This is a genomic window from Pseudomonas sp. 57B-090624 (assembly GCF_003234055.1).
Taxonomy (GTDB): Bacteria; Pseudomonadota; Gammaproteobacteria; order Pseudomonadales; family Pseudomonadaceae; genus Metapseudomonas; species Metapseudomonas tohonis.
In genome coordinates, this window is the sequence record NZ_QKRU01000062.1 from 20,867 (window position 1) to 42,858 (window position 21,992).

Sequence of the window (21,992 nt, forward strand, 5' to 3'; positions counted from 1 at the left end):
AAGGCCATGGGCGACCCGCTGTTCTCCCGGGCCACCTGGCTCAACTCGCTGCACATGTCGACGCTCACCGTGGCCTGCCTCGGTGAGCGCGGCATCGACGCCGCCAGCCTGCTGGAAGGCAGCGGCATCACCGAGGACGACCTGCGCGCCCTGCAACGGCTGATCAACCCCGGGCAGGAGCAGCAGGTGTTCGCCAACGCCCTGCGCCTCGCCGACACCCCCGCGCAGGGGCTGGAACTGGGCCAGCGCACGCGCATCTCCGCCTACGGCCTGCTGGGCTACGCGCTGCTCTCGGCGCCCACCCTGGGCGAGGCCCTGCGCATCGGCCTCGGCTACCCGGTGCTGCTGGGCACCTACTTCCACCTGCGCCTGGTGGAAGAGGGCGACCTGGCCTGGCTGCTGGCCAGCGGCTACGGCGAGCGCGAGGCGCTGAAACCCTTCAACACCGAACTCTGCCTGGGCTCGCTGCGGGTGATCTGCGCCGACCTGCTCGGCCAGCCGCTGCCGGTGGCCGCGCTGGAGCTGGACTACCCTGAGCCACCCGGCGCCGCGCCGCTCTACCGCCAGGCCTTCGACCGCGCCCCGCGCTTCGGCCGTGCGCGCAGCGGCTTCGGCTTCCCCCGTGAGTGGCTGGAGCGCCCGCTGCCCCTGGCCGACCCGGTCACCCACCGGGAAATGCTCGAACAGTGCCGCCGGCAGAATGCCGAATTCGCCACCCGCCGCGCCTGGCTGGAGCGTGTGCGCGAGCAACTGGCCCAGCGCCTGGCCGCGCCGCCGGGGCTGGAGGAACTGGCCCGCGCCATGAACTGCTCCGCCCGCAGCCTGCGCCGCCACCTGGCCCAGCAGCAGACCAGCTACCAGCAACTGCTCGACGACCTGCGCTTCGCCCGCGCCAAGGAACTGCTGCAGCAGGGCGAGCTGCCCATCTACCGCATCGCCGAAGAACTCGGCTTCAGCGAAACCGCCAGCCTGCGCCACGCCTTCCAGCGCTGGAGCGGCCAACCCCCCAGCCAGTTCCGCGGCTGAGCCCCGGCGCAGGCCAACCCGGGGGGGAGGGTGGATGGCGCTTCTCCCATCCACCAAGCGGAGCCCCCAATCGCGCTGAACCCACACGTGACGCGTGGGGTGGGTCGGGCGGTGCTCCGCTTCAGCCCACCGCTGCCGTTTCCCGCCCCCCACATTGCTTGCGTCCGCATTGTGTTCAGTGGGCCCCCGCGTTCGCGGGGGCCCACTGAACACAATGCGGCCGCAAGCAATGTGGGGGGCGGGGAGGTTCGGGTAACCCCGTCATCCTCGCGAACGCGGGGATCCAGTGAAGGTGGGGCGGTACATCCGGCTCGGTGGGGTGGCACCGGCTACCCGGTGGCCCTGCGCACCGGGTAGCCCGGGCTTCAGCCCGGGATGGCCCATGCGAGGAGTCAGGCGATCGCCCGTGCCTGGCGCAGCGCCGGGATCACTTCCTGGGTGAGCCATTGGCGCAGGTTGCGGTTCTCGGGGTGGGGGAAGTGGCGCTGGAGGAGGGCGTAGGCGCCGGATTCGCTGACCATCATTTCCTCGCCCACCGTACCGTCGCCGGCGGCGATGAGGCCGAGGCGCCATTGGTCGGGGTCGAGGCGCGCCTGGACCTTGTCGCCGAAGTGGATGCCCATCAGGCGGGCGAGGTCGCGGGCGGCGAACCAGGGTTCGTACTGGATGAGGGTGGCACGCAGCAGGCGGCGGTAGCGGAAGAAGCGGAGGGTGTCGAAATAGCGGTTGGTCATGATGCAGCTCCTTAAGGCAGATAACCGGGCGGGCGTGAGCCCCCCTTGCACAGTCCGCCATAGACAGCCAGGAACGACAGGAAGGTCTCCTGTCGATCCTGCTTATGGCGCGCCTCATCTGTATTGGCTGGGGTTCTAAGCCCAGGTTGCAACCTGGGTCGCAACGGAGCGGGATGCTGCCCAAGCCCCTTGTAGGACGGCAATGCAGTTGTCATGTCAGAACTGTCGGAGCCTGCCCGGCCGCAACCCTGTGGCCAGTCAGGTTGGCCATTTCGATCCCCTATTGGCCGCCCGTCCCCCTGCGCAAGGGGCCACGATCGGCCACAGAATCCATCCACCCATAACAAGATGAGGTTCCCGGCATGCTGACCGTGTACAGCGACGACCATCGTCTCCACTTCGGCCAGTCCGAACTGGTGGACGGCAAGCTCCAGCCCTGCTTCGAGATGCCCAGCCGTGCGGACACCGTGCTGGCGCGGGTGCGCCACCAGGCGCTGGGCGAGGTGATCGAGCCCCGTGACTTCGGCCTGGAACCCATCCTGCGGGTGCACGACGCCGCCTACGTGGACTTCCTCAAGGGCGCCTGGGCGCGCTGGGCCGCCGAAGGCCACAGCTGCGACATGCTGCCGAGCACCTTCCCCGCGCGCCGCCTACGCCGTGACGGGCCCATCCCCACCGCGCTGCACGGCCAGCTCGGCCACTACTGCTTCGACACCGAGGCGCCCATCACCGCCGGCACCTGGCAGGCCGTTTACAGCTCGGCGCAGGTCGCGCTCACTGCCCAGGACCACATGCGCAACGGCGCCAACACCGCCTTCGCCCTGTGCCGCCCGCCGGGCCACCACGCCGGCAGCGACTTCATGGGCGGCTACTGCTTCTTCAACAACGCCGCCATCGTCACCCAGGCCTTCCTCGACCAGGGCGCGCGCCGCGTGGCCATCCTCGATGTCGACTACCACCACGGCAACGGCACCCAGGAGCTGTTCTACAGCCGCGGCGACGTGCTCTTCGCCTCCATCCACGGCGACCCGCTGGTGGAATACCCCTACTACCTGGGCCACGCCGACGAACGCGGCGAAGGCGCAGGCGCGCTCTGCAACCACAACTACCCGCTGCCCCACGGCACCGGCTGGGACGGCTGGGCCGCCGCGCTGGAGGACGCCTGCGGCAAGATCGCCGCCTACGCGCCGGACGCGCTGGTGATCTCCCTCGGCGTCGATACCTACAAGGACGACCCCATCTCCCAGTTCAAGCTGGACTCGCCCGACTACCTGGCCATGGGCCGGCGCATCGCCGCCCTCGGCCTGCCGACGCTGTTCATCATGGAAGGCGGCTACGCGGTGGAGGCCATCGGCGTGAACGCCGTCAACGTGCTGCAGGGCTTTGAGGAGGTGGCCCGATGAACGCCCGCCATCTCGTCGCCCTGGCGCTGCTGGGCGCCTCCCTCAACGCCGCCGCCGAGCCCGTGGTGCGCATCTACAACTGGTTCGACTACATCGCCCCGGACACCCTGGAGAACTTCCGCAAGGACAGCGGCATCACCCCCAAGTACGACGTCTACGACAGCAACGAGGTGCTGGAGGCCAAGCTGCTCTCCGGCCACTCCGGCTACGACCTGGTGGTGCCCAGCGACGGCTTCCTGCCCAACTACATGAAGGCCGGCGTGTTCCAGCCCCTGGACAAGAGCAAGCTGCCCAACTGGAAGAACCTCAACCCGGCGCTGCTCAAGGTGCTGGCCGCCAAGGACCCGGGCAACCAGTACGTGATGCCCTACATGTGGGGCACCAACGGCATCGCCTACAACCTCGACAAGGTGCGCGCGGTGCTGGGCGAGAACGCACCGGTGGATTCCTGGGAGCTGATCTTCAACCCCGACAACCTGGCCAAGCTCAAGCAGTGCGGCGTGGCTTTCCTCGACTCGCCCACCGAGGTGATCCCCGAGGTGCTGCACTACCTGGGCCTGCCGCCCAACAGCCGCAACCCCGAGGACTACGCCAAGGTCGAGGAACTGCTCACCCGCCTGCGCCCGAGCGTCACCTACTTCAGCTCCTCGAAGTTCGTCAGCGACCTGGCCAACGGCGAGATCTGCGTGGCCCTGGCCTGGTCCGGCGGCGCCATGCAGGCCGCTGCCCGCGCCGAGGAAGCCGGCAACGGGGTGAAGGTGGAATACCGCATTCCCAAGGAAGGCACCGCCGCCTGGTTCGACGTGCTGGCCATCCCCAGGGACGCGCAGAACGTCGAGCAGGCCCACGCCTTCCTCAACTACCTGCTGCGCCCGGAAGTGGTGGCGCCCATCTCCGACCACGTGGCCTACGCCAACCCCAACCAGGCGGCGGACGGGTTGATCTCGCCCACCCTGCGTGACAACCCCAACGTCTACCCGCCGGCCGAGGTGCAGGCCAAGCTGTTCTCGGTGGAGATGCTGCCGCCCAAGCTGGAACGCATCCGTACCCGCACCTGGACCAAGATCAAGACCGGCACCTGAGGCGCCCGCGCTCGCGCCGTAGGATGGCGTTGAGCGAAGCGAAACCCATCGCTGTCCCAGGTGATGGCGAGCAGCAAAGAAGGGCCGCACCGCGGCCCTTTCTCATTTGCGATTAAAAAATGAAATGCTATGTTATGTAGCGTTTCGTATATGGATCGATTGCCATGGGTATCGTCAAGATTTCCGATGTACTGCACGAAGAGGCGCGCATCGCCTGCCGCGCCATGTCCCGCTCCATCAACGCCCAGGCCGAGCACTGGATGCGCATCGGCATGCTCGCCGAGACCCAGCCGGAGCTGACCTACGCCGACATCATCAAGCGCCTGATGGAAGAGGCCCGCGAGCTGGAACTCTCCGCCACGCCGCCGGTGGAGGCGGTGGAGTGAGCAAGGTCACCCTCAAGAACGCCGCCGAGGTCGAGCGCATGGTCGTCGCCGGCCGCCTGGCGGCACGGGTGCTGGAGGCGCTGGATGACTTCATCGTCCCCGGCGTCACCACCGCGCAGATCGACGCCTTCGCCGAGCGCTACATCGTCGAAACCCTGAAGGCCATCCCCGGCAGCAAGGGCCAGTACGGCTACCCCTTCACCGTCAACACCTCGGTCAACCAGGTGGTCTGCCACGGCTGGCCCTCGGCGGAAGAGGTGCTGCAGGAGGGCGACATCGTCAATGTCGACGTCACGGTGATCAAGGACGGCTTCTACGGCGACACCAGCAAGATGTACTGCCTCGGCACCATCAGCGACGACGCCCGGCGCCTGGTGCACACCACCCGGCAGTGCCTCTACGACGCCATCCGCCTGGTGCGCCCGGGCGCCACGCTGGGCGACATCGGCCACGCCATCCAGAGCCGTGCCGAGGAGGCGGGGTACTCGGTGGTGATCGAGTATTGCGGCCACGGCATCGGCCGGCAGATGCACGAAAGCCCGCAGGTGGTCCACGTCGGCCATCCCGGCACGGGCCTGCGCCTGCAGCCGGGCATGACCTTCACCATCGAGCCGATGATCAACCAGGGCCGCCGCAGCGTCCGCACCCTCGCCGACGGCTGGACCGTCATCACCCGCGACGGCAGCCTTTCCGCCCAGTTCGAACACACCATCCTCGTCACCGAAACCGGCTTTCGCGTGCTCACCCTGCGCGAGGAAGAGCGCGACGCCTTCCCGGCGACGCCGTAGCAGGCAACCTGTAGCCCGGGCTTCAGCCCGGGAGCGCGCTGCGCAAAGGGGGCTGGTGGGCGCGCAACCGCATGGGTTTCGCTTCGCTCTACGCCATCCTACGAAGCGTGCATGGGAGGCTTTGTAGGATGGGTAGAGCTCCGCGAAACCCATCGATGCGGAGCGGCCGGTTATCGCTCGCTCACCCCCGGCACGCCGCCACGGCTTCCACCTTCACCTCTTCCCGCGCCCTGAGCATCAAGCCACCCGCCAGCAGCAGGGCGCCGGCGGCGAGCAGCAGGGCGGGGCGCAGGCCGCCGCTGAAGTGGCTGCTCAGGGCCGCCAGCAGCGGGCCGCCGAGCTGGCCCAGGGCGAAGCCGGCGGTGAGCAGGCCGACGTTGCGGGCGTGGCCCAGCGGGTCGATCTCCCGGGCCCGCTGCATCACCAGCAGCATGCTGGCGAGGAAGGGGCCGCCGCAGAAGATCACCCCCAGCGCCAGGCCGGTCATCCCCGGGAACAGGCAGGCCAGCACCCCCAGCGCCTGCAGCCAGAGCGCGCCCACCAGCCAGCGGCCGGTGTTGCCGGAGCCCGGGCGGCGCAGGCTCACCAGCAGCACGCCGAGGGTGGCGATGAGGCCGAAGGCGGGCCAGAACAGGTCGGCCAGCCACTGGCCGTGGAACTGCGCGGCGGCCATCTGCGAAAGGAAGGTGGCGGGGATGATGTAGCCGATGCCCACCAGCGAGTACGCCACCAGCAGCGGGTAGAAGGCCTTGGGGCGCGGGCCCGATGGCTGCAGCGCGGCATTGGCGCGCTCCTGCGGACGCGGCAGCAGCGGGTGGATGGCTGCGGTCAGCACCAGCGCGGTCACGCCGTACAGCAGCCAGGCGCTGGACGAGCCCTGGCCCAGCAGGTTCAGCGCCAGGGCCATCAGCCCGGTGGCCAGCACACCCAGGCTCGGCCCGGTGAAGATCAGCCCGGCCAGGCGCGGGCGGCCGGCCTGCACCGCCACCTGGGCGGCCAGGGCGGTGAGCACCACCAGCACCCAGGCGCTGGCCACGCCGGCGGCGAAACGCAGCGCCACATGGGGCCAGAAGCCGAACGCCCAGGCAGAGGCGAGGGTGATGGCGACGCCCGCCCAGAGGCCGCCGAACAGGCGGCGACGGGCCTGGGCCGGCGCCGTGGCACGCAGGGCATCGAGGGCGCCCACCAGGTAGCCGAGGTAGTTGGCGGCGGCGATCAGGCCGGCGCCGGTGAGGTCCACCTGGCCCTCGGCGATCAGGTGCGGCAGCTGTGGGGTGAGCGAGAAGCGCCCCACGCCCATGGCGACGAACAGGGCGAGGGTGCTGGCGAGGATGCGGATGATGGGCGACATGGCGGCCTCCGGAGTGGCGATGGAGGCCATGCTAGGGTTTTGACTTGTTCAGTTAAAACGAATAATAAAGAACAACTTGTTCAACTAAAGAGAATGTTTGCCGTGGAACTCAGTCAGCTGCGCATCTTCCAGGCGGTCGCCGAAGAAGGCTCCATCGCCAAGGCCGCGGTGCGCATGAATCGTGTGCCGTCGAACCTCTCCACCCGCCTGCGCCAGCTGGAAGAGGTGTTGGGCGTGGACCTGTTCCTGCGCGAACGCCAGCGCCTGCAGCTGTCCGCCGAGGGCAAGGTGCTGCTGGGCTACGCCGAGCGCATGTTCAGGCTGCAGGCCGAGGCGGAGGCAGCGCTCAAGGGCGGTGAGCCGGCGGGCGAATTCGTCATCGGCTCCATGTACAGCACCGCGGCCATCCACCTGCCGGGAATGCTGGCGCGCTTCCACCGCCGCTGGCCGGCGGTCAACCTGCAGGTGCAGACGCTGCCCAGCGGCGAGCTGGTCGAGGGGCTGGTGAGTGGCAGGCTCGACGCGGCACTGGTGGACGGCCCCATGGACTACGCCGAGCTGGACGGCCTGCCGCTGTTCGAGGAGACCCTGGTGCTGATCACCAGCCTCGGCCACGCCCCGGTGGCCTCGGCGGCGGACGTGCAGGGCGAGTCGGTGTTCAGCTTCCGCCCGCGCTGTTCCTACCGCAAACGCATCGAAAGCTGGTTCGCCGCCGCGCGGGTGCCCATGGGGCAGATCATGGAGATCGAGTCCTACCACAGCATGCTCGCCTGCGTGGTCGCCGGTGGCGGCGTGGCGCTGATGCCGCTGTCCATGCTCGAGACCCTGCCCGGCCGCGAAGCGGTGGCGGTGCATCACCTGGCCGAACCCTTCGACCACACCACCACCTGGCTGATGTGGCGCAAGGGCATGCTCGGCGCCAACCTCAAGGCCTGGATCGAGGTGATGGGCGTGGAGCCCATGCAACCCGCGTAACCCTTGCCTGCAGGGGCGAATTTATTTGAGCGTGGGAAACCACGTCCTTCGGGCGTGTTCATAAGTCATCGGCTCTGCCTGTGGCGATTTGAATTAAGAACCCAGCAGGATGAACGCGTGCCGTAGGGTGTGCCGTGCGCACCTCCGCGAGGTGCTTCCGGCGAGTCCGAGGTGCGCGCAGCACACCCTACGTCTGGAGTGAGTGGCGGCTGCATGTTCCGAGGTCTGATGCGCCCCTTCCAGGGAGCAAAAAGCAAAGCCACGTTCTAAGAACGTGGATTTTTACTCGCCCAGCGGCGCCAGATCGTGCGAGCGGATTCATCCGCGATCAGACTCGACCCCTGCGCGAGGCCCGATACCCAGCGTTGGGCCTCGCTGTGCTCGGCGCCAACCTACGGTGAGCCGATCGCGGGCTACGCCACGCTCCCCTGGAAACTCTGCCGCCACGCCGAGGGCGAGACGCCGAAGGCGCGGCCGAAGTGGTGGCGCAGCGAGACGGGCGAGCCGAAGCCGGCGAGGGTGGCGATCTTTTCCACGCTCTGGTCGGTGTTCTCCAGCAGGCGCTGGGTCAGGGCCAGGCGCTCGGCCAGCAGCCACTCGCCAAGGGTGCTGCCGGTGAGCTGGCGGAAGTGGCGGCTGAAGGTGCGCCGGCTCATCAGCACGCGCTGGGCCAGGCTGTCGAGGCTGTGCTCCTGCTCCAGGTTGCTGCGCACCCAATCCAGCACGCAGGTGAGGCGGTCGTCGCGCGGGCTCGTCGGCAGGGGCTGCTCGATGAACTGCGCCTGGCCGCCCTGGCGGTGGGGCGGCACCACCAGGCGCCGGGCCACGCGGTTGGCGGTCTCGGCGCCGCAGTGCTGGCGCAGCAGGTGCAGGCAGCAGTCGATGCCGGCGGCGGTGCCGGCCGAGGTCAGCAGTTCGCCGTCTTCGAGGTAGAGCACGTCCGGGTCCAGCTGCACCTGCGGGTAGCGCTCGGCGAAGTCGCGGGCCCAGGCCCAGTGGGTGGTGGCGCGGCGGCCATCGAGCAGGCCGGCTTCGGCCAGCACGTAGGCGCCCAGGCACAGGCCGACCATCTTCGCGCCACGCGCGTGGGCGGCGACCAGGGCGTCCAGCAGGGCCTGCGGCGGGCGTTCGTCGGGGTGGCGCCAGCTGGGCACTATCACCGTGTCGGCGCTGGCGATGGCCTCCAGGCCAAGCTCGACGGCGATGGTGAAGCCGGCGGTGGTGCGCAACGGGCCTGCTTCGGCGGCGCACACGCGCAGGTCGAAGGGCGCCATCTCCGGGCAGGTCTCGCCGAATACCAGGCAGGGCACGGAAAGGTGGAAGGGGATGATGCGGTCGAACGCGACCACGACTATCACGTGTTCCTGCATGGGCGGGGGCTCCTTGGGTTGGCCCGATATTAGCGGAAGTTGGCAGTCGGGCCACTCACCCGTCGAGGGCGCCAGGGCGAAGAATGCGCTCCAGTCCAATCACCACAAGGAGCTCCACCATGGCCCAGCCGAAGCGTGCGCTGATCGTCATCGATGTGCAGAACGAATACGTCAGTGGCGACCTGCTGATCGAGTACCCGCCCGTGGACCAGTCCCTGGCCAATATCGGCCGGGCGATGGACGCCGCCACCGCCGCCGGCATCCCCGTGGTGCTGGTGCAGCACCTGGCGCCGGAGGATTCGCCGATCTTCGCCCGGGGCAGCCGCGGTGCCGAACTGCACCCGCTGGTGGCCGACCGCGCCCACGACCTTCAGGTACGCAAGACCCTGCCCAGCGCCCTGACCGGCACCGACCTGGGCCCCTGGTTGCGCGAGCGCGGTATCGACACCCTGACCATCGTCGGCTACATGACCCAGCACTGCGACGAGTCCACCGCGCGCCAGGCCCGCCATGAAGGCTGGAACGTCGAGCTGCTGCATGACGCCACCGGCTCGGTGCCCTTCGCCAACGACCTCGGCTCGGCCAGCGCCGAGGAGATCCACCGGGTGTTCACCCTGGTCTCCCACACCGGTTTCGCCGCCGTGGCCAGCACCGAGCAATGGCTCGCCGCCGTCGCCACCGGTGAGGCGCTGCAGCCGGACAACCTCTACCTCTCCAACCAGCGCGCGGTGAAGGCGCGCGGCTGACGCAGCGGCAGGCCCGTCCCGGCGCTCTGGGACGGGCCTGCCGGCGTTGCAGAAATATTCCCTGAACCCTGCTGGCAGGGCCCGGTCGATGCAGTGTGCCCCTCACACGAAAAGGACCGAGCCATGGGCGAGCCCAATCCCCTCAATGTCGTCTTCAGCCTTGCCGCCGGGCTGTTCCTGGTGATCGTCCTGGCCGGCTTCGCCCGTGCCGATGACGCCTTGCCGCCCCCCGACCCGACCCACAAGGTGAAGAACTACAGCAAGGTCCAGGGCTGGGCCGATGGGCAGGCGCCCGTCGCCCCCGAGGGCTTTCGCGTCAACCGCTACGCCGGCGAGCTGAACAACCCGCGCTGGCTGTACGTGACGCCCAACGGCGACGTGCTGGTGGCCGAGGCCAACACCGAGCTGAAGGACGACAAGGCCCGGGAAAAGGCGCGCAAGGACGGCAAGCTGCAATCGCAGAACTACGGCAGGAGCGCCGACCGCATCACCTTGCTGCGCGATACCGACGGCGACGGCGTGGCCGAGCAGCGGGTGACCTTCCTCGACGGCCTCAGGCAGCCGCTGGGCATGCAGGTGGTGGGCGACTGGTTCTACGTGGCCAACACCGATGCGCTGTGGCGCTACCCCTACCAGCCGGGTGACCTGAAGATCCACGGCGAGGGCGAGAAGATCCTCGACCTGCCGGCCGGCGGCTACAACAACCACTGGACGCGCAACATCCTCGCCAACGCCGACAATTCCAAGCTCTACATCTCGGTGGGGTCGGCCAGCAACCTGGGTGACCACGGCATGCAGGAGGAAGAGCGCCGCGCCAACATCCTCGAGATCAACCCCGATGGCAGCGGCGAGCGCATCTTCGCCAGCGGCCTGCGCAACCCGGTGGGCATGGGCTGGGCACCGGGCACGCAGGACCTGTGGACGGTGGTCAACGAGCGCGACAACCTCGGCGAGGACCTGGTCCCGGACTACCTGGCCAAGGTGGAGGCGGGCGCCTTCTATGGCTGGCCCTACGCCTACTTCGGCCCCCACGAGGACCCACGCCTGGCCGGCAAGCGCCCGGACCTGGTGGCCAAGGCGCGCAGGCCCGAACTCTCCCTGGGCGCGCATACCGCATCGCTCGGCCTGGCCTTCTACACCCAGCAGGCCTTCCCCGAGCGCTACCGCGAGGGCGCCTTCATCGGCCAGCACGGCTCGTGGAACCGCCGCGCGCTCGCCGGCTACAAGGTGGTGTTCGTGCCCTTCAGGAACGGTGAACCGGCCGGTGCGCCGGAGGATTTCCTCACCGGCTTCGTCAAGGATGCGGACAAGGCCGAGGTCTTCGGTCGCCCGGCGGGCATCGCCGTGCTGCCCAGCGGCGCGCTGCTGGTGGCGGACGATGCCGGCAACAGCTTGTGGCAGGTTCGTGCCGAACCCTGAGGGTAAATTTGATCCAGGGCATTTTCGCTTTGGCGCGGCAGGACTACTCTGTACTTGGCAGCGGAATCGTTCCGTTCGCCGAGGGCGGCCAACCTGACTCGGGCCGCCCGACCAACCTTTTGATCGATTGGAGGGGCCCATGAAAGCTTGGCTGAGCCATATCGCCTGGCAGTTGTCCGTGACCCTTGGGCTGAGCGAGCGCCCGCGTCTGCAACCCATCCCCGTACGCAGCGACGAGCAGCGTCGTCTGGCCGAGCAACGCCGGCGCCGCTAGGGCGCCTTGTGCGGGTCGCCTGCGCGGTCAGTCGTGCGCCTTGAACCAGGCACCGATCAGTTCGCGCAGACGCTCCCCGGAGAAGCTCGGGAAATGCCCGCCATGCACGGTGCGAACCGGAAGTTCGCGCAGCCGTGCGAGGCTTTTCGCGTAGTCATCCAGGTTCGAATGGTAGGCGTCCTCGATCAGTGGCCCGTCGTAGACGATATCGCCGCTGAACAGGGTGCCGGTCCGCTCTTCCCACAGGCTGATGCCACCGGGTGAATGCCCGGGGGTGTGCAGCACCTCGAGCGTCCTGTCCCCCAGGTCCAGCACATCGCCTTCCTCGATCAGCCGCGTGGCCGGCGCTGCCTTGACGCGGTACTCGGCATAGCACAGCGGGCAGTCCGGGTGCGCCTCGAACATCTCGTCGCCGACGAAGGCGCGGGCCAGGGTGTTGTCGCCATCGGGCATGGCGAGGATGTCCGCCTCGGCGGGGTGCACCAGGCGTTGGTCGAACTCGTGGTGCCCGGCGATATGGTCGAAGTGGGTGTGGCTGGCCACCGCCAGCAGCGGGCGTTCGGTGAGCCAGGGCAACTGCTCGCGCAGGCTGACCAGGCCCGAGCCCGAATCCACCAGCACGTCGCGGTCGCGGCCCTGCACATGCCACAGGTTGCAGCGGTAGAAGGGGCGCACATAGGGCTCGCTGATCAGGCTGACGCCCTCGTAGAGGTGCTCGACCTCGAACCAGCGGTCGCGGCTGACGATCTTCATCGGGGGCTCCCTTGTTGTGGTTGTGGGGGCAGCATACCTGTCCGGTGCAGGCCATGGAGGTGGCGTTTACGGCACAGGCGCGTGCAGCACCCGGCTCCGCCTGGTGGAGGTAAAGAGCGACCTCCACCCTACGACTGTGGGAGCGAATTCATTCGCGAAACGCCCCCGCACGTAGCCCGGTTTCACGGTGCAAAGGGCGGGGCCTCGGCGACCTCGATGATCAGCGGGCGGTCGCCCGGGGCATTGCGCAGCAGTTCCTGCAGGTGCGCATGGTCGCGGGCTTTCTCCGCCTGGCAGCCGAAGCCGCGGGCGATGGCGATGAAGTCCGGGGTGTAGATGTCCACGCCCAGCGGGGTGATGTCGCGGCGTTCCATGTAGCGCTTGATCTCGCCGTAGCCCTGGTTGTTCCACAGCAGGACGATGACCCCGACCCGCGCTTCCACGGCGCTGGCCAGTTCCGGCAGGGTGAACTGGATGCCGCCGTCGCCCATCAGGCTGATCACCGGGCGGCCCGGTTCGGCCAGCTTGGCGCCGATGGCCGCCGGCAGGCCGTAGCCCAGGGTGCCGTAGCCGGTGGAGGCGTTGAACCAGCGGCGCGGGCCGTCCAGTTCCACCAGGTGGTTGCCGCTGTACACGGTCTGGGTCGAGTCGCCGACGAAGCGGGCGTCCGGCAGGGTGTCGAGGATGCACTCGAACAGCCGGCGGTAGTGCGCCCAGCCGGAGAAGTCCTCGGCCAGTTGCGCACGTACCCCGGCGGCGCGCTGTGCGCCCGGGCTGCTGGTGCTGGCCTCGCGCGCCGGCAACTCGGCCAGCAGCACGCGCATGGCCAGGCGGGCATCGCTGTGGATGGCCAGGGCCGGCGTGTGGTTGCGCACCAGTTGCTGCGGGTCGATGTCGATGCGGATCAGCTCGCCGCCGATGCGGAAGTTGCCGTCGAACACCACGTCGTAGTCGGTCTCGCCCAGCTCGGTGCCGATGGCCAGCACCACGTCGGCGTCCAGGGCCAGCTGGCGCACCGGGACCAGCGACTGGTTGCTGCCCACCAGCAGCGGGTGGTCGGGTTGCAGCAGGCCCTTGGCGTTGATGGTCAGCGCGGTGGGGGCGTCCAGCGCGGTGGCCAGGGCGCGGGCCTCCGCCTGGGCTTCCACGCAGCCGCCGCCGAGCAGCAGCAGCGGGCGCCTGGCGTTGCGCAGGCGGCTGGCGGCATCACGCAGCTGGGCCATGGCCGGGGCCGGGCGCGAGAGGGCGGCGCGGGGCTGCACCCGCAGGTGGTCGGCGGGGGCGGTGATGATGTCCAGCGGCAGCTCGATGTGCACCGGGCGCGGGCGCTGGCTGTCGAACACGGCGAAGGCGCGGGCCAGTACCGCCGGCAGTTCCTCGACGCTCATCAGGGTGTGGCTGAAGGCGGCGACGCCGGCCACCAGGGCGCGCTGGTTGGGCAGCTCGTGCAGGTAGCCGTTGCCCAGCCCCAGGCGCGAACGCTCGTTGACGCTGGAGATCACCAGCATGGGGATGGAGTCGGCGTAGGCCTGGCCCATGGCGGTGGTGATGTTGGTTATCCCCGGCCCGGTGATGATGAAGCACACGCCCGGCTTGCCGGAGACGCGTGCGTAGCCGTCGGCCATGAAGCCGGCGCCCTGTTCGTGGCGCGGGGTGATGTGGCGGATGCCGCTGCCGGGCAGGCCGCGATACAGCTCGACGGTGTGCACGCCGGGGATGCCGAACACGGTGTCGACGCCCCAGGCTTGCAGTTGCTTGACGAGGAATTCACCGCAGGTGGTCATGGCAGGTTCCTTGCTCTTTCAGTGGAACCCCGCGAAAGCGGGGACCCACTCGACTGATAAAACGAATCCCGGCCTGCGGGCGCAGGCCGGAATCCAAGGGTGGCCGCCGGGATGGTGCGGCCGTTCACGCAAACTCAGGCCAGGCTGGTGCTGGCCGCCGGGCGGCGGGACAGCAGGCTGACCAGCACGAAGCTGACCAGGCCGACGGCCAGGCTGTAGTAGATCGGTGTGTTGGCGTCGAGGCCGTCCTTGACCATCAGGGCGAGGACGGTGACGAAGCCGAGCACCATGCTGGTGATGGCGCCGGCGGTGGTGGCGCGCTTCCAGTAGATGGCGCCGATCAGCGGGATCAGCATGCCGCCCACCAGCAGGTTGTAGGCCACGGTCAGGGCGCTGATCACGTCGCTGACCACCAGGGCGATGCCGAGCATCACCAGGCCCAGCAGCAGGGTGGCGATGCGGTTCTCGTGCACGTCGCCGTTGCCACCCTCGTGGCCCTTGCGCAGCAGCGGCAGCAGGTCCTGGGTGATGGTGGTGGAGGCGGCCAGCAGGCCGGCGCTGGCGGTGGACATCAGCGCGGCCAGGGCGGCGGCGATGACCAGGCCGCGGATGCCGTTGGGCAGGCTGTGCTCGACGACGCTGGCGAAGGCGTTGTTGACGTTGTCCAGGTCCGGCAGCAGCACCTTGGCGGCCATGCCGATCAGGGCACCGGCCAGGCCGTAGAGGATGCAGTAGAGGCCGGCGGCGGTGCCGGCCACCTTGGCCACGCCCTCGCTGCGGGCGGTGAACACGCGCTGCCAGATGTCCTGGCCGATGAAGATGCCGAAGAAGTAGATGAGGAAGTAGGTGACGATGGTGTCCCAGCCGATGGCGGTGAAGTCCAGGTAGCTGGCGGGCAGCTTGTCCATCAGGGCATTCCAGCCACCGGCATCGCTGATGGACATGGGCATCAGCAGGAATACCAGGCCGACGGTCATGATCAGGAACTGCACGATGTCGGTCAGGGTCAGCGACCACATGCCGCCGATGGTGGAGTAGAGCACCACCACGCCGCCGCCGATGAGGATGGCGACCCAGAAGTGCAGGCCGAACAGCACCTGCATGACGGTGCCGATGGCGATGGTCGAGGTGGCGCCGATCATCAGCGCGTACACCAGCATGATCAGCGCGCTGGCATGGCGCGCGGCGGGGTTGTAGCGGCGCTCCAGTACCTGGGTGACGGTGTAGATCTTCAGTTTCAGCAGCGGTTTGGCGAGGAACAGGCTGAGGCCGACGATGCCCAGGCCGATGGCGCCGCAGAGCCAGAAACCGGAGATGCCATGGACATAGCCCAGGCGCACGGTGCCGATGGTGGAGGCGCCGCCGAGCACGGTGGCGGCCATGGTGCCGAGGTAGAAGCCCGGGCCGAGGTTGCGCCCGGCCACCAGGTAGTCGTCACGGGTCTTGGCGCGGCGCATGCCGTACCAGCCCAGGGTGAGCATCGCGGCTACGTAAAGCAGTACGACGAAGATATCCAAGGCCATTGTTCAGCTCTCTCTTTCTCATTGTTGTAGCTCGGGCGGGTCAGGCCCGAGGGTGCGTGGCTCGCGGTCGATCCATCGGTGATGCACCGGGGCGGCAGTCCCCGGGTCGGTGGCGTCGCCGGCGGCCGGACCCTGGCCGCCGGTGTATCGGGTGTGTTCAGGCGGCGCTGGCGTCAACCAGGCCGGTGGCGCTGGCGCGTTTCACGCGTACCCAGCGCGGGCCCTTGGGGCCGTAGACCTCGGCGGCCTCGGGGAACAGGTTGAGCAGCGCCAGGTAGAGGAGGGCGGCCATGCCCAGGGTCACCGGCAGGCTGACGTCGATGCCGCCGGCCAGCTCGCCCAGCGGGCCGACGAACTGCCCCGGCAGGTTGACGAAGCACAGGCCCACCAGCGCGCTGGGAATCCAGGCGCCCATGCCGCGCCAGTTCCAGCCGTTGTGGAACCAGTAGCGGCCGCCACTCTCGCCACGGGTGAAGACCTGCAGGTCGTCCGGGCAGTAGAAGCCGCGGCGGATCACCAGGCCGAGGATCATGATCACCATCCAGGGGCTGGTGCAGGTGATGATCAGCACGGCGAAGGTGGACACGCTCTGCACCAGGTTGAAGGCGAAGCGGCCGATGAAGATGAAGGCGATGGACATCAGCCCGATCATCACCGTGGCCTGCACGCGGTTGAGCAGGCGCGGGAACACCGAGGACATGTCCAGGCCCGTGCCGTACAGCGAGGTGGTGCCGGTGGACATGCCGCCGATCACCGCGATCAGGCACACCGGCAGGAAGAACCAGGTGGGCGAGACGGCCAGCAGGCCGCCGACGTAGTTGTTCTGCGCGATGTAGTCCGGTGCCTGCACGGCGACGATGGTCGCGGTGACCAGCCCGAAGAAGAAGGGGATCAGGGTGGCCAGCTGCGCAGCGATCACCGCCGCCATGATGCGGCCCTTGCTCGCCTCGCGGGGGATGTAGCGTGCCCAGTCGCCGAGGAAGGCGCCGAAGGACACGGGGTTGCTCATGGCCAGCAGGGCGGCGCCGATGAAGGCGGCCCAGAAGCCCTCGCTGCCCACCTGCACCGAGCCTGCGTAGCTGGTGTCGAAGGGGCCGGCGAAGGCGAAGATGCCCAGCAGGAACAGCGCACTGGCGCTCCACACCGCGACCTTGTTGACCCACAGCAGGAAGCGGAAGCCGTAGATGCACACCGTCAGCACCAGCACGGCGAACAGGCCGTAGGCCAGGCCCAGGGTCAGGTCGGTTTCCGGCAGGCCCATCAGGCGCTTGGCACCGCCGACCAGTGCATCGCCCGAGCTCCACACCGAGAGGGAGAAGAAGGCGATGGCGGTGAGCAGCGAAAGGAAGGAGCCGACGATCCGCCCGTGCACGCCGAAGTGGGCACCGGAGGAGACCGCGTTGTTGGTGCCGTTGAGCGGGCCGAACAGGCCCATCGGCGCGAGGATCAGCGAGCCCACCACCACGCCCAGGAGGATGGCCCACACGCCCGCCTCGAAGGACAGGCCGAAGAGCACCGGGAAGCTGCCCAGCACGGCGGTGGCGAAGGTGTTGGCGCCGCCGAAGATCATGCGGAACAGGTCGACGGGCCTGGCGTTGCGTTCGTGGTCGGGGATCTGCTCGACACCGAAGGTTTCGATTCGGGTCAGGCTTTGCTCGTTATTGTTGTTATGCATCGTTGTTCTCCCGGGGGAGCCTCATCAGGTTTGGGGCAGGTGCTCCGGCATGGCCGACAAGTGCTCGTGACAGGCCAGCCAACGGCCCTGTTCTTGTTGTTGGCGGAAGACGATGGTCTCCCGTTCCAGGCTCGTGATCGCCTCGCCGCCCACACGCAGGCGGGTGACCACGTCGTGCATGAAGATCGCCACCTCGCCTTGCAGGCTCAGCAGCGGATTGCGCGATTCGCAGCCCAGCACGCGGAAACCCTCGCGCTGCCAGGCATCCCAGAGTTCGCGGTAGGCCGCGCGGCCCTGCAGCACACCGGGGGTGGTGTGGAACAGGAAGCTGGCGTCCTCGCTGAAGGCGGCGAAATAGGCCTCGGTGTCGTTGCGGGCGAAGGCGGCCACCAGTTCCCTGGCGGCCTCCATGACCTGGGCGTGGCGGTCCATGCTCAGCGACGCTCCACGCCGGGCAGGATGCAGAGCATCTCGTACAGCAGGTTGGCGCCCAGCAGGGAGGTGTTGCCGGTGGTGTCGTAGGGCGGGGAGACCTCCACCAGGTCGCAGCCGATGATGTCCAGGCCCTGGCAGCCACGGATGATCTCGATCGCCTGGATGGTGGTCAGGCCGCCGATCTCCGGGGTGCCGGTGCCGGGCGCCCAGGCCGGGTCGATGCCGTCGATGTCGAAGGACAGGTACACCGGGCCACCGCCGACCTTCTCGCGCACCTCGGCCATCAGCGGTTCGAGGGACTTGTGCCAGCACTCCTCGGCCTGCACCACGCGGAAGCCCTGCTTGCGGCTCCAGTTGAAGTCCTCGGCGGTGTAGCCCTGGGCGCGCAGGCCGATCTGCACCACGCGGTCGCAATCGAGCAGGTCCTCTTCCACCGCGCGGCGGAAGGTGGTGCCGTGGGCGATCTTCTCGCCGAACATGTGGTCGTTGACGTCGGCATGGGCATCGATGTGCACCAGGCCCACCTTGCCGTGCTTCTTCTTGATGGCACGGAGGATGGGCAGGGTGATGGTGTGGTCGCCGCCGAGGGTCAGCGGCAGGATGCCGTGGCCGAGGATGCGGTCGTACTCCTCCTCGATGATGCGCACGGCGTCGAGCAGGTTGAAGGTGTTGATGGCGACGTCGCCGATGTCGGCCACGTTCAGCGAATCGAAGGGGGCGGCGCCGGTGGCCATGTTGTAGGGGCGGATCATCACCGACTCGGCGCGGATCTCGCGGGGGCCGAAGCGGGTGCCGGAGCGCAGCGAGGTGCCGATGTCCAGCGGCACGCCGACGAAGGCGGCGTCCAGGGCATCGAGCTCGGCGGGGGTCTGGATGTGGGGAAGACGAAGCATGGTGGCGATGCCGCCGAAACGGGGCATTTCATTGCCGCCCAGGGGCTGGTGGAGTTTCTTGTCCACGGGGTGGCCTCACGTTTGTTGTGGTTGTCGTGGGGCGATTCTGGTGACCTGGCGATGCGGGAAGAATCCCCACGGGCAAATAATCACTTCAGGTATTTCTAAACTATCCGCAACGGGTAGACTGCGCCGATCTGTCGTAGGCGCGTCGTGATCGTGGGAGCGGATTCATCCGCGAAACGCCGCAAAGCGGCGCCTGGGCGGGCCTGCGGCCCGCATCGCGAATGAATTCGCTCCCACCGAGCCCCATAGCCGATAGTTTTGCCGGAGCCCCATGTCCAACACCCTCCCCGACCTCAAGCTGCTGCGCATCTTCGCCACCGTGGTGCGCAACCAGGGCTTCGCCGCCGCGCAGCAGGAGCTGAACCTCTCCACCTCCGCCATCAGCACCTACATGAGCCAGCTCGAAGGGCACCTGGGCCTGACCCTCTGCCATCGCGGCCGGGGCGGCTTCAGCCTGACCAGCAAGGGCGAGCTGTTCTACCAGGAGACCCTGCGCCTGCTCGGCGAGCTGGAAGGCTTCGAGCGCTATTCCGCCTCCCTCAAGGGCGAGCTGCGCGGCACCCTCAACCTGGGCGTGCTCGACTCCACCGTCAGCGACCCGGCCCTGCCGCTGGCCGAGGTCATCGGCGCCTACAGCCGCGAACACGCCGCCGTGCACCTGCACCTCTCGGTGATGAGCCCCTACGACCTGCAGCTCGGCGTGCTGGAGAACCGCCTGGACCTGGCCATCGGCGCCTTCTCCACGCGCATGAACGGCCTGGTCTACCAGCCCCTGTACCGCGAGCAGCACTGGCTCTACTGCAGCGATCGCCACCCGCTGTTTTCCGAGCGGCGCATCCCCGCCGAGGTCATCACCCAGCAGCGCATGGTCGGGCGCGGCTACTGGAGCCAGGCGGAGCTGGCGCGCCACGGCTTCAAGCACAGCGCGGCGACGGTGGAATCGATGGAGGCGCAACTGATCCTGGTGCTCTCCGGCGCCTACATCGGCTACCTGCCGGAGCACTACGCCCAGCCCTGGGTCGACCAGCAGCGCCTGCGCGGCCTGCTGCCGGCCACCTTCGGCTACCAGGCGCCGTTCTCGATGATCCTGCGCCGGGGCCGCGCCCGCGAGCCCCTGATCGTCACCTTCCGCGACCTGCTGCGGGCCCAGTTGAACCTGCGCTGACCGCCGCTTCGCTGGCGTTTCCCTGACGCTTGCGAAGCGCCCTGCGCGTTGATGCCAAAATAATGGCTGGTGCCTCTGGCGGCCCTGCAAGCCTGTGCTAGACCTAATTTCTGTGGGCCAGGACGTACACACGTACCAATCACAGGGATTTGCGCATGCGCCAGAATCTACCCGTCACCCAGCGTGAAAGAACCTTCCCGGCCACCGAACGCCTGATCTCGACCACCGATCTCAGCAGCAAGATCACCTACTGCAACGACGCCTTCGTGGAGATCAGCGGCTTCTCCCGCGAGGAACTGCTCGGCCAGCCGCACAACCTGGTGCGCCACCCCGACATGCCGCCCGCCGTCTTCGGCCACATGTGGGACACCCTCAAGCAGGGCAAGCCCTGGATGGGCCTGGTGAAGAACCGCTCCAAGAACGGCGACTTCTACTGGGTCAGCGCCTATGTCACCCCGGTGTACGAGAACGGCCAGATGGTCGGCTACGAGTCCGTGCGCTCGCTGCCCACCCGCGAGCAGGTGCAGCGCGCCGATGCCCTCTACGCGCGCCTGCGGGCCGGCAAGGCGCCGGTGCCCTGGATCGAGTACTGGACCTACGATCTGGTCCGTTCCTGGCCGGTGATCCTCGCCACCCTGGTGATCCTCGGCGGTCATCTGCTCATTGGCGGTCCGGCGCTCATCGCCCTGATGCTGGTGACCATGTTCGCCCTCGGCTCCTACCAGCTCTACAGCAAGCGGCAGACCATCCGCCGCACCCTGGCCGAGCATCCCAAGGCCTTCACCAGCGGCCTGGTGTCGCTGACCTATTCCAGCAACAAAGGCGCGCAGGCGCTGCTGGACATGGCCATGATCAGCGAGGAAGCGCGCCTGCAGACGGCCCTCACACGGCTGGAGGATGCCGGCATCAACGTCAAGCTGCGGGCCTCGGACTCCTCCCGGCTGTCACGCTCCAGCGCCGAGTTGCTGGAGCAGCAGCGCTCCGAGACCGACCAGTCCGCCACCGCCATCAACCAGATGGCGGCGACCATCCAGGAGGTCTCGCACAACGTGCAGAACACCGCCCATGCCGCCGAGGAGGCCGACCGCCTGGCGCAGCAGGGGCGCGGCCTGGCCGGGGAGAGCCTGAGCGCCATGCAGCACATGGCCAGCGCGGTGAGCGAGATCGGCCAGGCGGTGAACGAGCTGGCCAACTCCACCCAGTCCATCGGCAGCGTGGCCGACGTCATCACCTCCATCGCCGAGCAGACCAACCTGCTGGCGCTCAACGCCGCCATCGAGGCGGCGCGGGCCGGCGAGCAGGGCCGGGGCTTCGCGGTGGTGGCCGACGAGGTGCGCTCGCTGGCCTCGCGCACCCGCCAGTCCACCGAGCAGATCCACCAGATCATCGCCTCGCTGCGCTCCGGGGCCGACCGCGCGGTGGCCACCGCCAACCGGGGCGAGGAAATCTCCCGTGACAGCGTCGGCAGCGTCGAGGCCGTCGGCAAGGCACTCGACGGCATCAGCCAGGCGGTGACCCGCATCACCGGCATGAGCCAGCAGATGGCCGCCGCGTCCGAACAGCAGAGCCACGTGGCCGACGACATCAGCCGGCAGATCACGCGGATCGCCCAGCTCTCCGACCACAGCGCCGGGCAGGCCCAGGAAGGCGCGCAGATCAGCCAGGACCTCGAACATATGGCCGAGTACCTGCACAGCCTGGCGGAGCGGTTCAACCGATAGCGACCTGGCATGGGCGGCGGAGCCACGCAGGAGGGTGCGGCTCCCGGGGCAGGGATGCCCCACTTTCCCGCTACGCCCCCAGGCGCCTCCGCAGCGTTGTTACCTCGTAGGAGCGAGCTCTGCTCGCGAAGGTCGAGTCCATCCGCCGCCCTCGTGGGCGCGAATTCATTGGCTCTGTCGGCGTTAAGTGTTGCTAGAGGATTTGAGCTCAGCTGATTGTCGAGTTCTGGTGATGTTTCTGGTTTCGCCCCCCCGGGCGAGTCCCTTTTCTCAGTCGCCAGAAAAGGAACCAAAAGGGCTTGCCCCATCATCCGGCCCCGGCTTCGCCGGGGTTCCCTCACTCCATCGTCGCTATCGGGGGCCGGCGCGATGGGCCATCCATGGCCTGGCGCGCCTCTCGCGGCATCCATGCCGCTCGTCCCC

Annotated in this window: 19 protein-coding genes and 2 pseudogenes; 12 read left to right on the forward strand and 9 right to left on the reverse strand. The window is 68.4% G+C overall.

The window, feature by feature from the left end; translation table 11 throughout:
• Nucleotides 1-6: 6 nt before the first annotated feature.
• Nucleotides 7-1,026, forward strand: a complete 1,020-nt coding sequence (locus DMX10_RS24435) for an AraC family transcriptional regulator (RefSeq protein WP_111263529.1) — start codon at nucleotides 7-9, stop codon at nucleotides 1,024-1,026.
• 392 nt (nucleotides 1,027-1,418) lie between these two features.
• On the opposite strand, the gene DMX10_RS24440 is transcribed toward DMX10_RS24435, so the two are convergent.
• Nucleotides 1,419-1,760, reverse strand: coding sequence for a Bro-N domain-containing protein (locus DMX10_RS24440; RefSeq protein ID WP_111263530.1), 342 nt, complete (start codon nucleotides 1,758-1,760; stop codon nucleotides 1,419-1,421).
• Between the two features lie 362 nt (nucleotides 1,761-2,122).
• Between DMX10_RS24440 and DMX10_RS24445 the strand changes: the two genes are divergently transcribed.
• The 4 genes from DMX10_RS24445 to map all read left to right on the forward strand — a co-directional run bounded on the left by DMX10_RS24445 (nucleotide 2,123) and on the right by map (nucleotide 5,419).
• Nucleotides 2,123-3,163, forward strand: a complete 1,041-nt coding sequence (locus DMX10_RS24445; RefSeq protein ID WP_111263531.1) for a histone deacetylase family protein — start codon at nucleotides 2,123-2,125, stop codon at nucleotides 3,161-3,163.
• Complete coding sequence (locus DMX10_RS24450) at nucleotides 3,160-4,245, forward strand: extracellular solute-binding protein (RefSeq protein WP_111263532.1); 1,086 nt, start codon at nucleotides 3,160-3,162, stop codon at nucleotides 4,243-4,245. The genes DMX10_RS24445 and DMX10_RS24450 overlap by 4 nt, the downstream gene beginning before the upstream one ends.
• A gap of 164 nt (nucleotides 4,246-4,409) precedes the next feature.
• Nucleotides 4,410-4,631 (forward strand): ParD-like family protein, encoded by a 222-nt coding sequence (locus DMX10_RS24455; protein ID WP_111263533.1) that lies wholly within the window; start codon nucleotides 4,410-4,412, stop codon nucleotides 4,629-4,631.
• Nucleotides 4,628-5,419 (forward strand): type I methionyl aminopeptidase, encoded by a 792-nt coding sequence (map, locus tag DMX10_RS24460; protein WP_111263534.1) that lies wholly within the window; start codon nucleotides 4,628-4,630, stop codon nucleotides 5,417-5,419. The genes DMX10_RS24455 and map overlap by 4 nt, the downstream gene beginning before the upstream one ends.
• 181 nt (nucleotides 5,420-5,600) lie before the next feature.
• Here map and DMX10_RS24465 read toward each other — a convergent pair whose 3' ends face one another.
• Nucleotides 5,601-6,770 carry a YbfB/YjiJ family MFS transporter gene (locus DMX10_RS24465; RefSeq protein ID WP_111263547.1) on the reverse strand — a complete coding sequence of 390 codons (1,170 nt, stop codon included), beginning with the start codon at nucleotides 6,768-6,770 and terminating at the stop codon, nucleotides 5,601-5,603.
• Between the two features lie 102 nt (nucleotides 6,771-6,872).
• Between DMX10_RS24465 and DMX10_RS24470 the strand changes: the two genes are divergently transcribed.
• Nucleotides 6,873-7,745 (forward strand): LysR family transcriptional regulator, encoded by an 873-nt coding sequence (locus DMX10_RS24470; protein ID WP_111263548.1) that lies wholly within the window; start codon nucleotides 6,873-6,875, stop codon nucleotides 7,743-7,745.
• Nucleotides 7,746-8,158: 413 nt separating this feature from the next.
• On the opposite strand, the gene DMX10_RS24475 is transcribed toward DMX10_RS24470, so the two are convergent.
• Nucleotides 8,159-9,115 carry a helix-turn-helix domain-containing protein gene (locus DMX10_RS24475; protein WP_111263535.1) on the reverse strand — a complete coding sequence of 319 codons (957 nt, stop codon included), beginning with the start codon at nucleotides 9,113-9,115 and terminating at the stop codon, nucleotides 8,159-8,161.
• Nucleotides 9,116-9,234: 119 nt separating this feature from the next.
• Between DMX10_RS24475 and DMX10_RS24480 the strand changes: the two genes are divergently transcribed.
• The 3 genes from DMX10_RS24480 (at nucleotide 9,235) to DMX10_RS33285 (ending at nucleotide 11,554) form a co-directional block, all read left to right on the forward strand.
• Nucleotides 9,235-9,861: a cysteine hydrolase family protein gene (locus DMX10_RS24480; RefSeq protein WP_111263536.1), complete on the forward strand. Its 627-nt coding sequence runs from the start codon at nucleotides 9,235-9,237 to the stop codon at nucleotides 9,859-9,861.
• A 123-nt stretch (nucleotides 9,862-9,984) separates the two neighbouring features.
• The gene (locus DMX10_RS24485; protein ID WP_111263537.1) at nucleotides 9,985-11,280 is read left to right on the forward strand and encodes a sorbosone dehydrogenase family protein; all 1,296 of its coding nucleotides are present in this window, start codon (nucleotides 9,985-9,987) and stop codon (nucleotides 11,278-11,280) included.
• 139 nt (nucleotides 11,281-11,419) lie between these two features.
• On the forward strand, nucleotides 11,420-11,554 hold the full coding sequence (locus DMX10_RS33285; protein WP_256604856.1) for a PA1414 family protein: 135 nt from the start codon (nucleotides 11,420-11,422) through the stop codon (nucleotides 11,552-11,554).
• 27 nt (nucleotides 11,555-11,581) lie between these two features.
• Here DMX10_RS33285 and DMX10_RS24490 read toward each other — a convergent pair whose 3' ends face one another.
• The 6 genes from DMX10_RS24490 to speB form a co-directional block, all read right to left on the reverse strand.
• On the reverse strand, nucleotides 11,582-12,307 hold the full coding sequence (locus DMX10_RS24490; RefSeq protein ID WP_111263538.1) for an MBL fold metallo-hydrolase: 726 nt from the start codon (nucleotides 12,305-12,307) through the stop codon (nucleotides 11,582-11,584).
• A gap of 182 nt (nucleotides 12,308-12,489) precedes the next feature.
• Entirely contained in the window at nucleotides 12,490-14,091 is a 1,602-nt protein-coding gene (locus DMX10_RS24495; protein WP_111263539.1) for a 5-guanidino-2-oxopentanoate decarboxylase, read from the reverse strand.
• A 134-nt stretch (nucleotides 14,092-14,225) separates the two neighbouring features.
• A complete protein-coding gene (locus DMX10_RS24500; protein ID WP_111263540.1) occupies nucleotides 14,226-15,614 on the reverse strand; it encodes a sodium:solute symporter in 1,389 nt (462 codons plus the stop codon).
• A gap of 157 nt (nucleotides 15,615-15,771) precedes the next feature.
• Nucleotides 15,772-17,289, reverse strand: coding sequence for a cytosine permease (locus DMX10_RS24505; protein WP_111263541.1), 1,518 nt, complete (start codon nucleotides 17,287-17,289; stop codon nucleotides 15,772-15,774).
• A 24-nt stretch (nucleotides 17,290-17,313) separates the two neighbouring features.
• Complete coding sequence (locus DMX10_RS24510) at nucleotides 17,314-17,721, reverse strand: nuclear transport factor 2 family protein (protein ID WP_111263542.1); 408 nt, start codon at nucleotides 17,719-17,721, stop codon at nucleotides 17,314-17,316.
• A 2-nt stretch (nucleotides 17,722-17,723) separates the two neighbouring features.
• Nucleotides 17,724-18,683 carry an agmatinase gene (gene speB / locus DMX10_RS24515; protein ID WP_111263543.1) on the reverse strand — a complete coding sequence of 320 codons (960 nt, stop codon included), beginning with the start codon at nucleotides 18,681-18,683 and terminating at the stop codon, nucleotides 17,724-17,726.
• A 271-nt stretch (nucleotides 18,684-18,954) separates the two neighbouring features.
• On the opposite strand from speB, the gene DMX10_RS24520 reads away from it, so the two are divergent.
• From DMX10_RS24520 to DMX10_RS33740, 3 genes and pseudogenes are all read left to right on the forward strand, one after another.
• The gene (locus DMX10_RS24520) at nucleotides 18,955-19,848 is read left to right on the forward strand and encodes a LysR family transcriptional regulator (RefSeq protein ID WP_111263544.1); all 894 of its coding nucleotides are present in this window, start codon (nucleotides 18,955-18,957) and stop codon (nucleotides 19,846-19,848) included.
• A 155-nt stretch (nucleotides 19,849-20,003) separates the two neighbouring features.
• Nucleotides 20,004-20,288, forward strand: a pseudogene (locus DMX10_RS33735) (PAS domain-containing protein); the annotation flags it as partial.
• Nucleotides 20,289-20,591: 303 nt separating this feature from the next.
• Nucleotides 20,592-21,569, forward strand: a pseudogene (locus DMX10_RS33740) (methyl-accepting chemotaxis protein); the annotation flags it as partial.
• Nucleotides 21,570-21,992 lie beyond the last annotated feature (423 nt).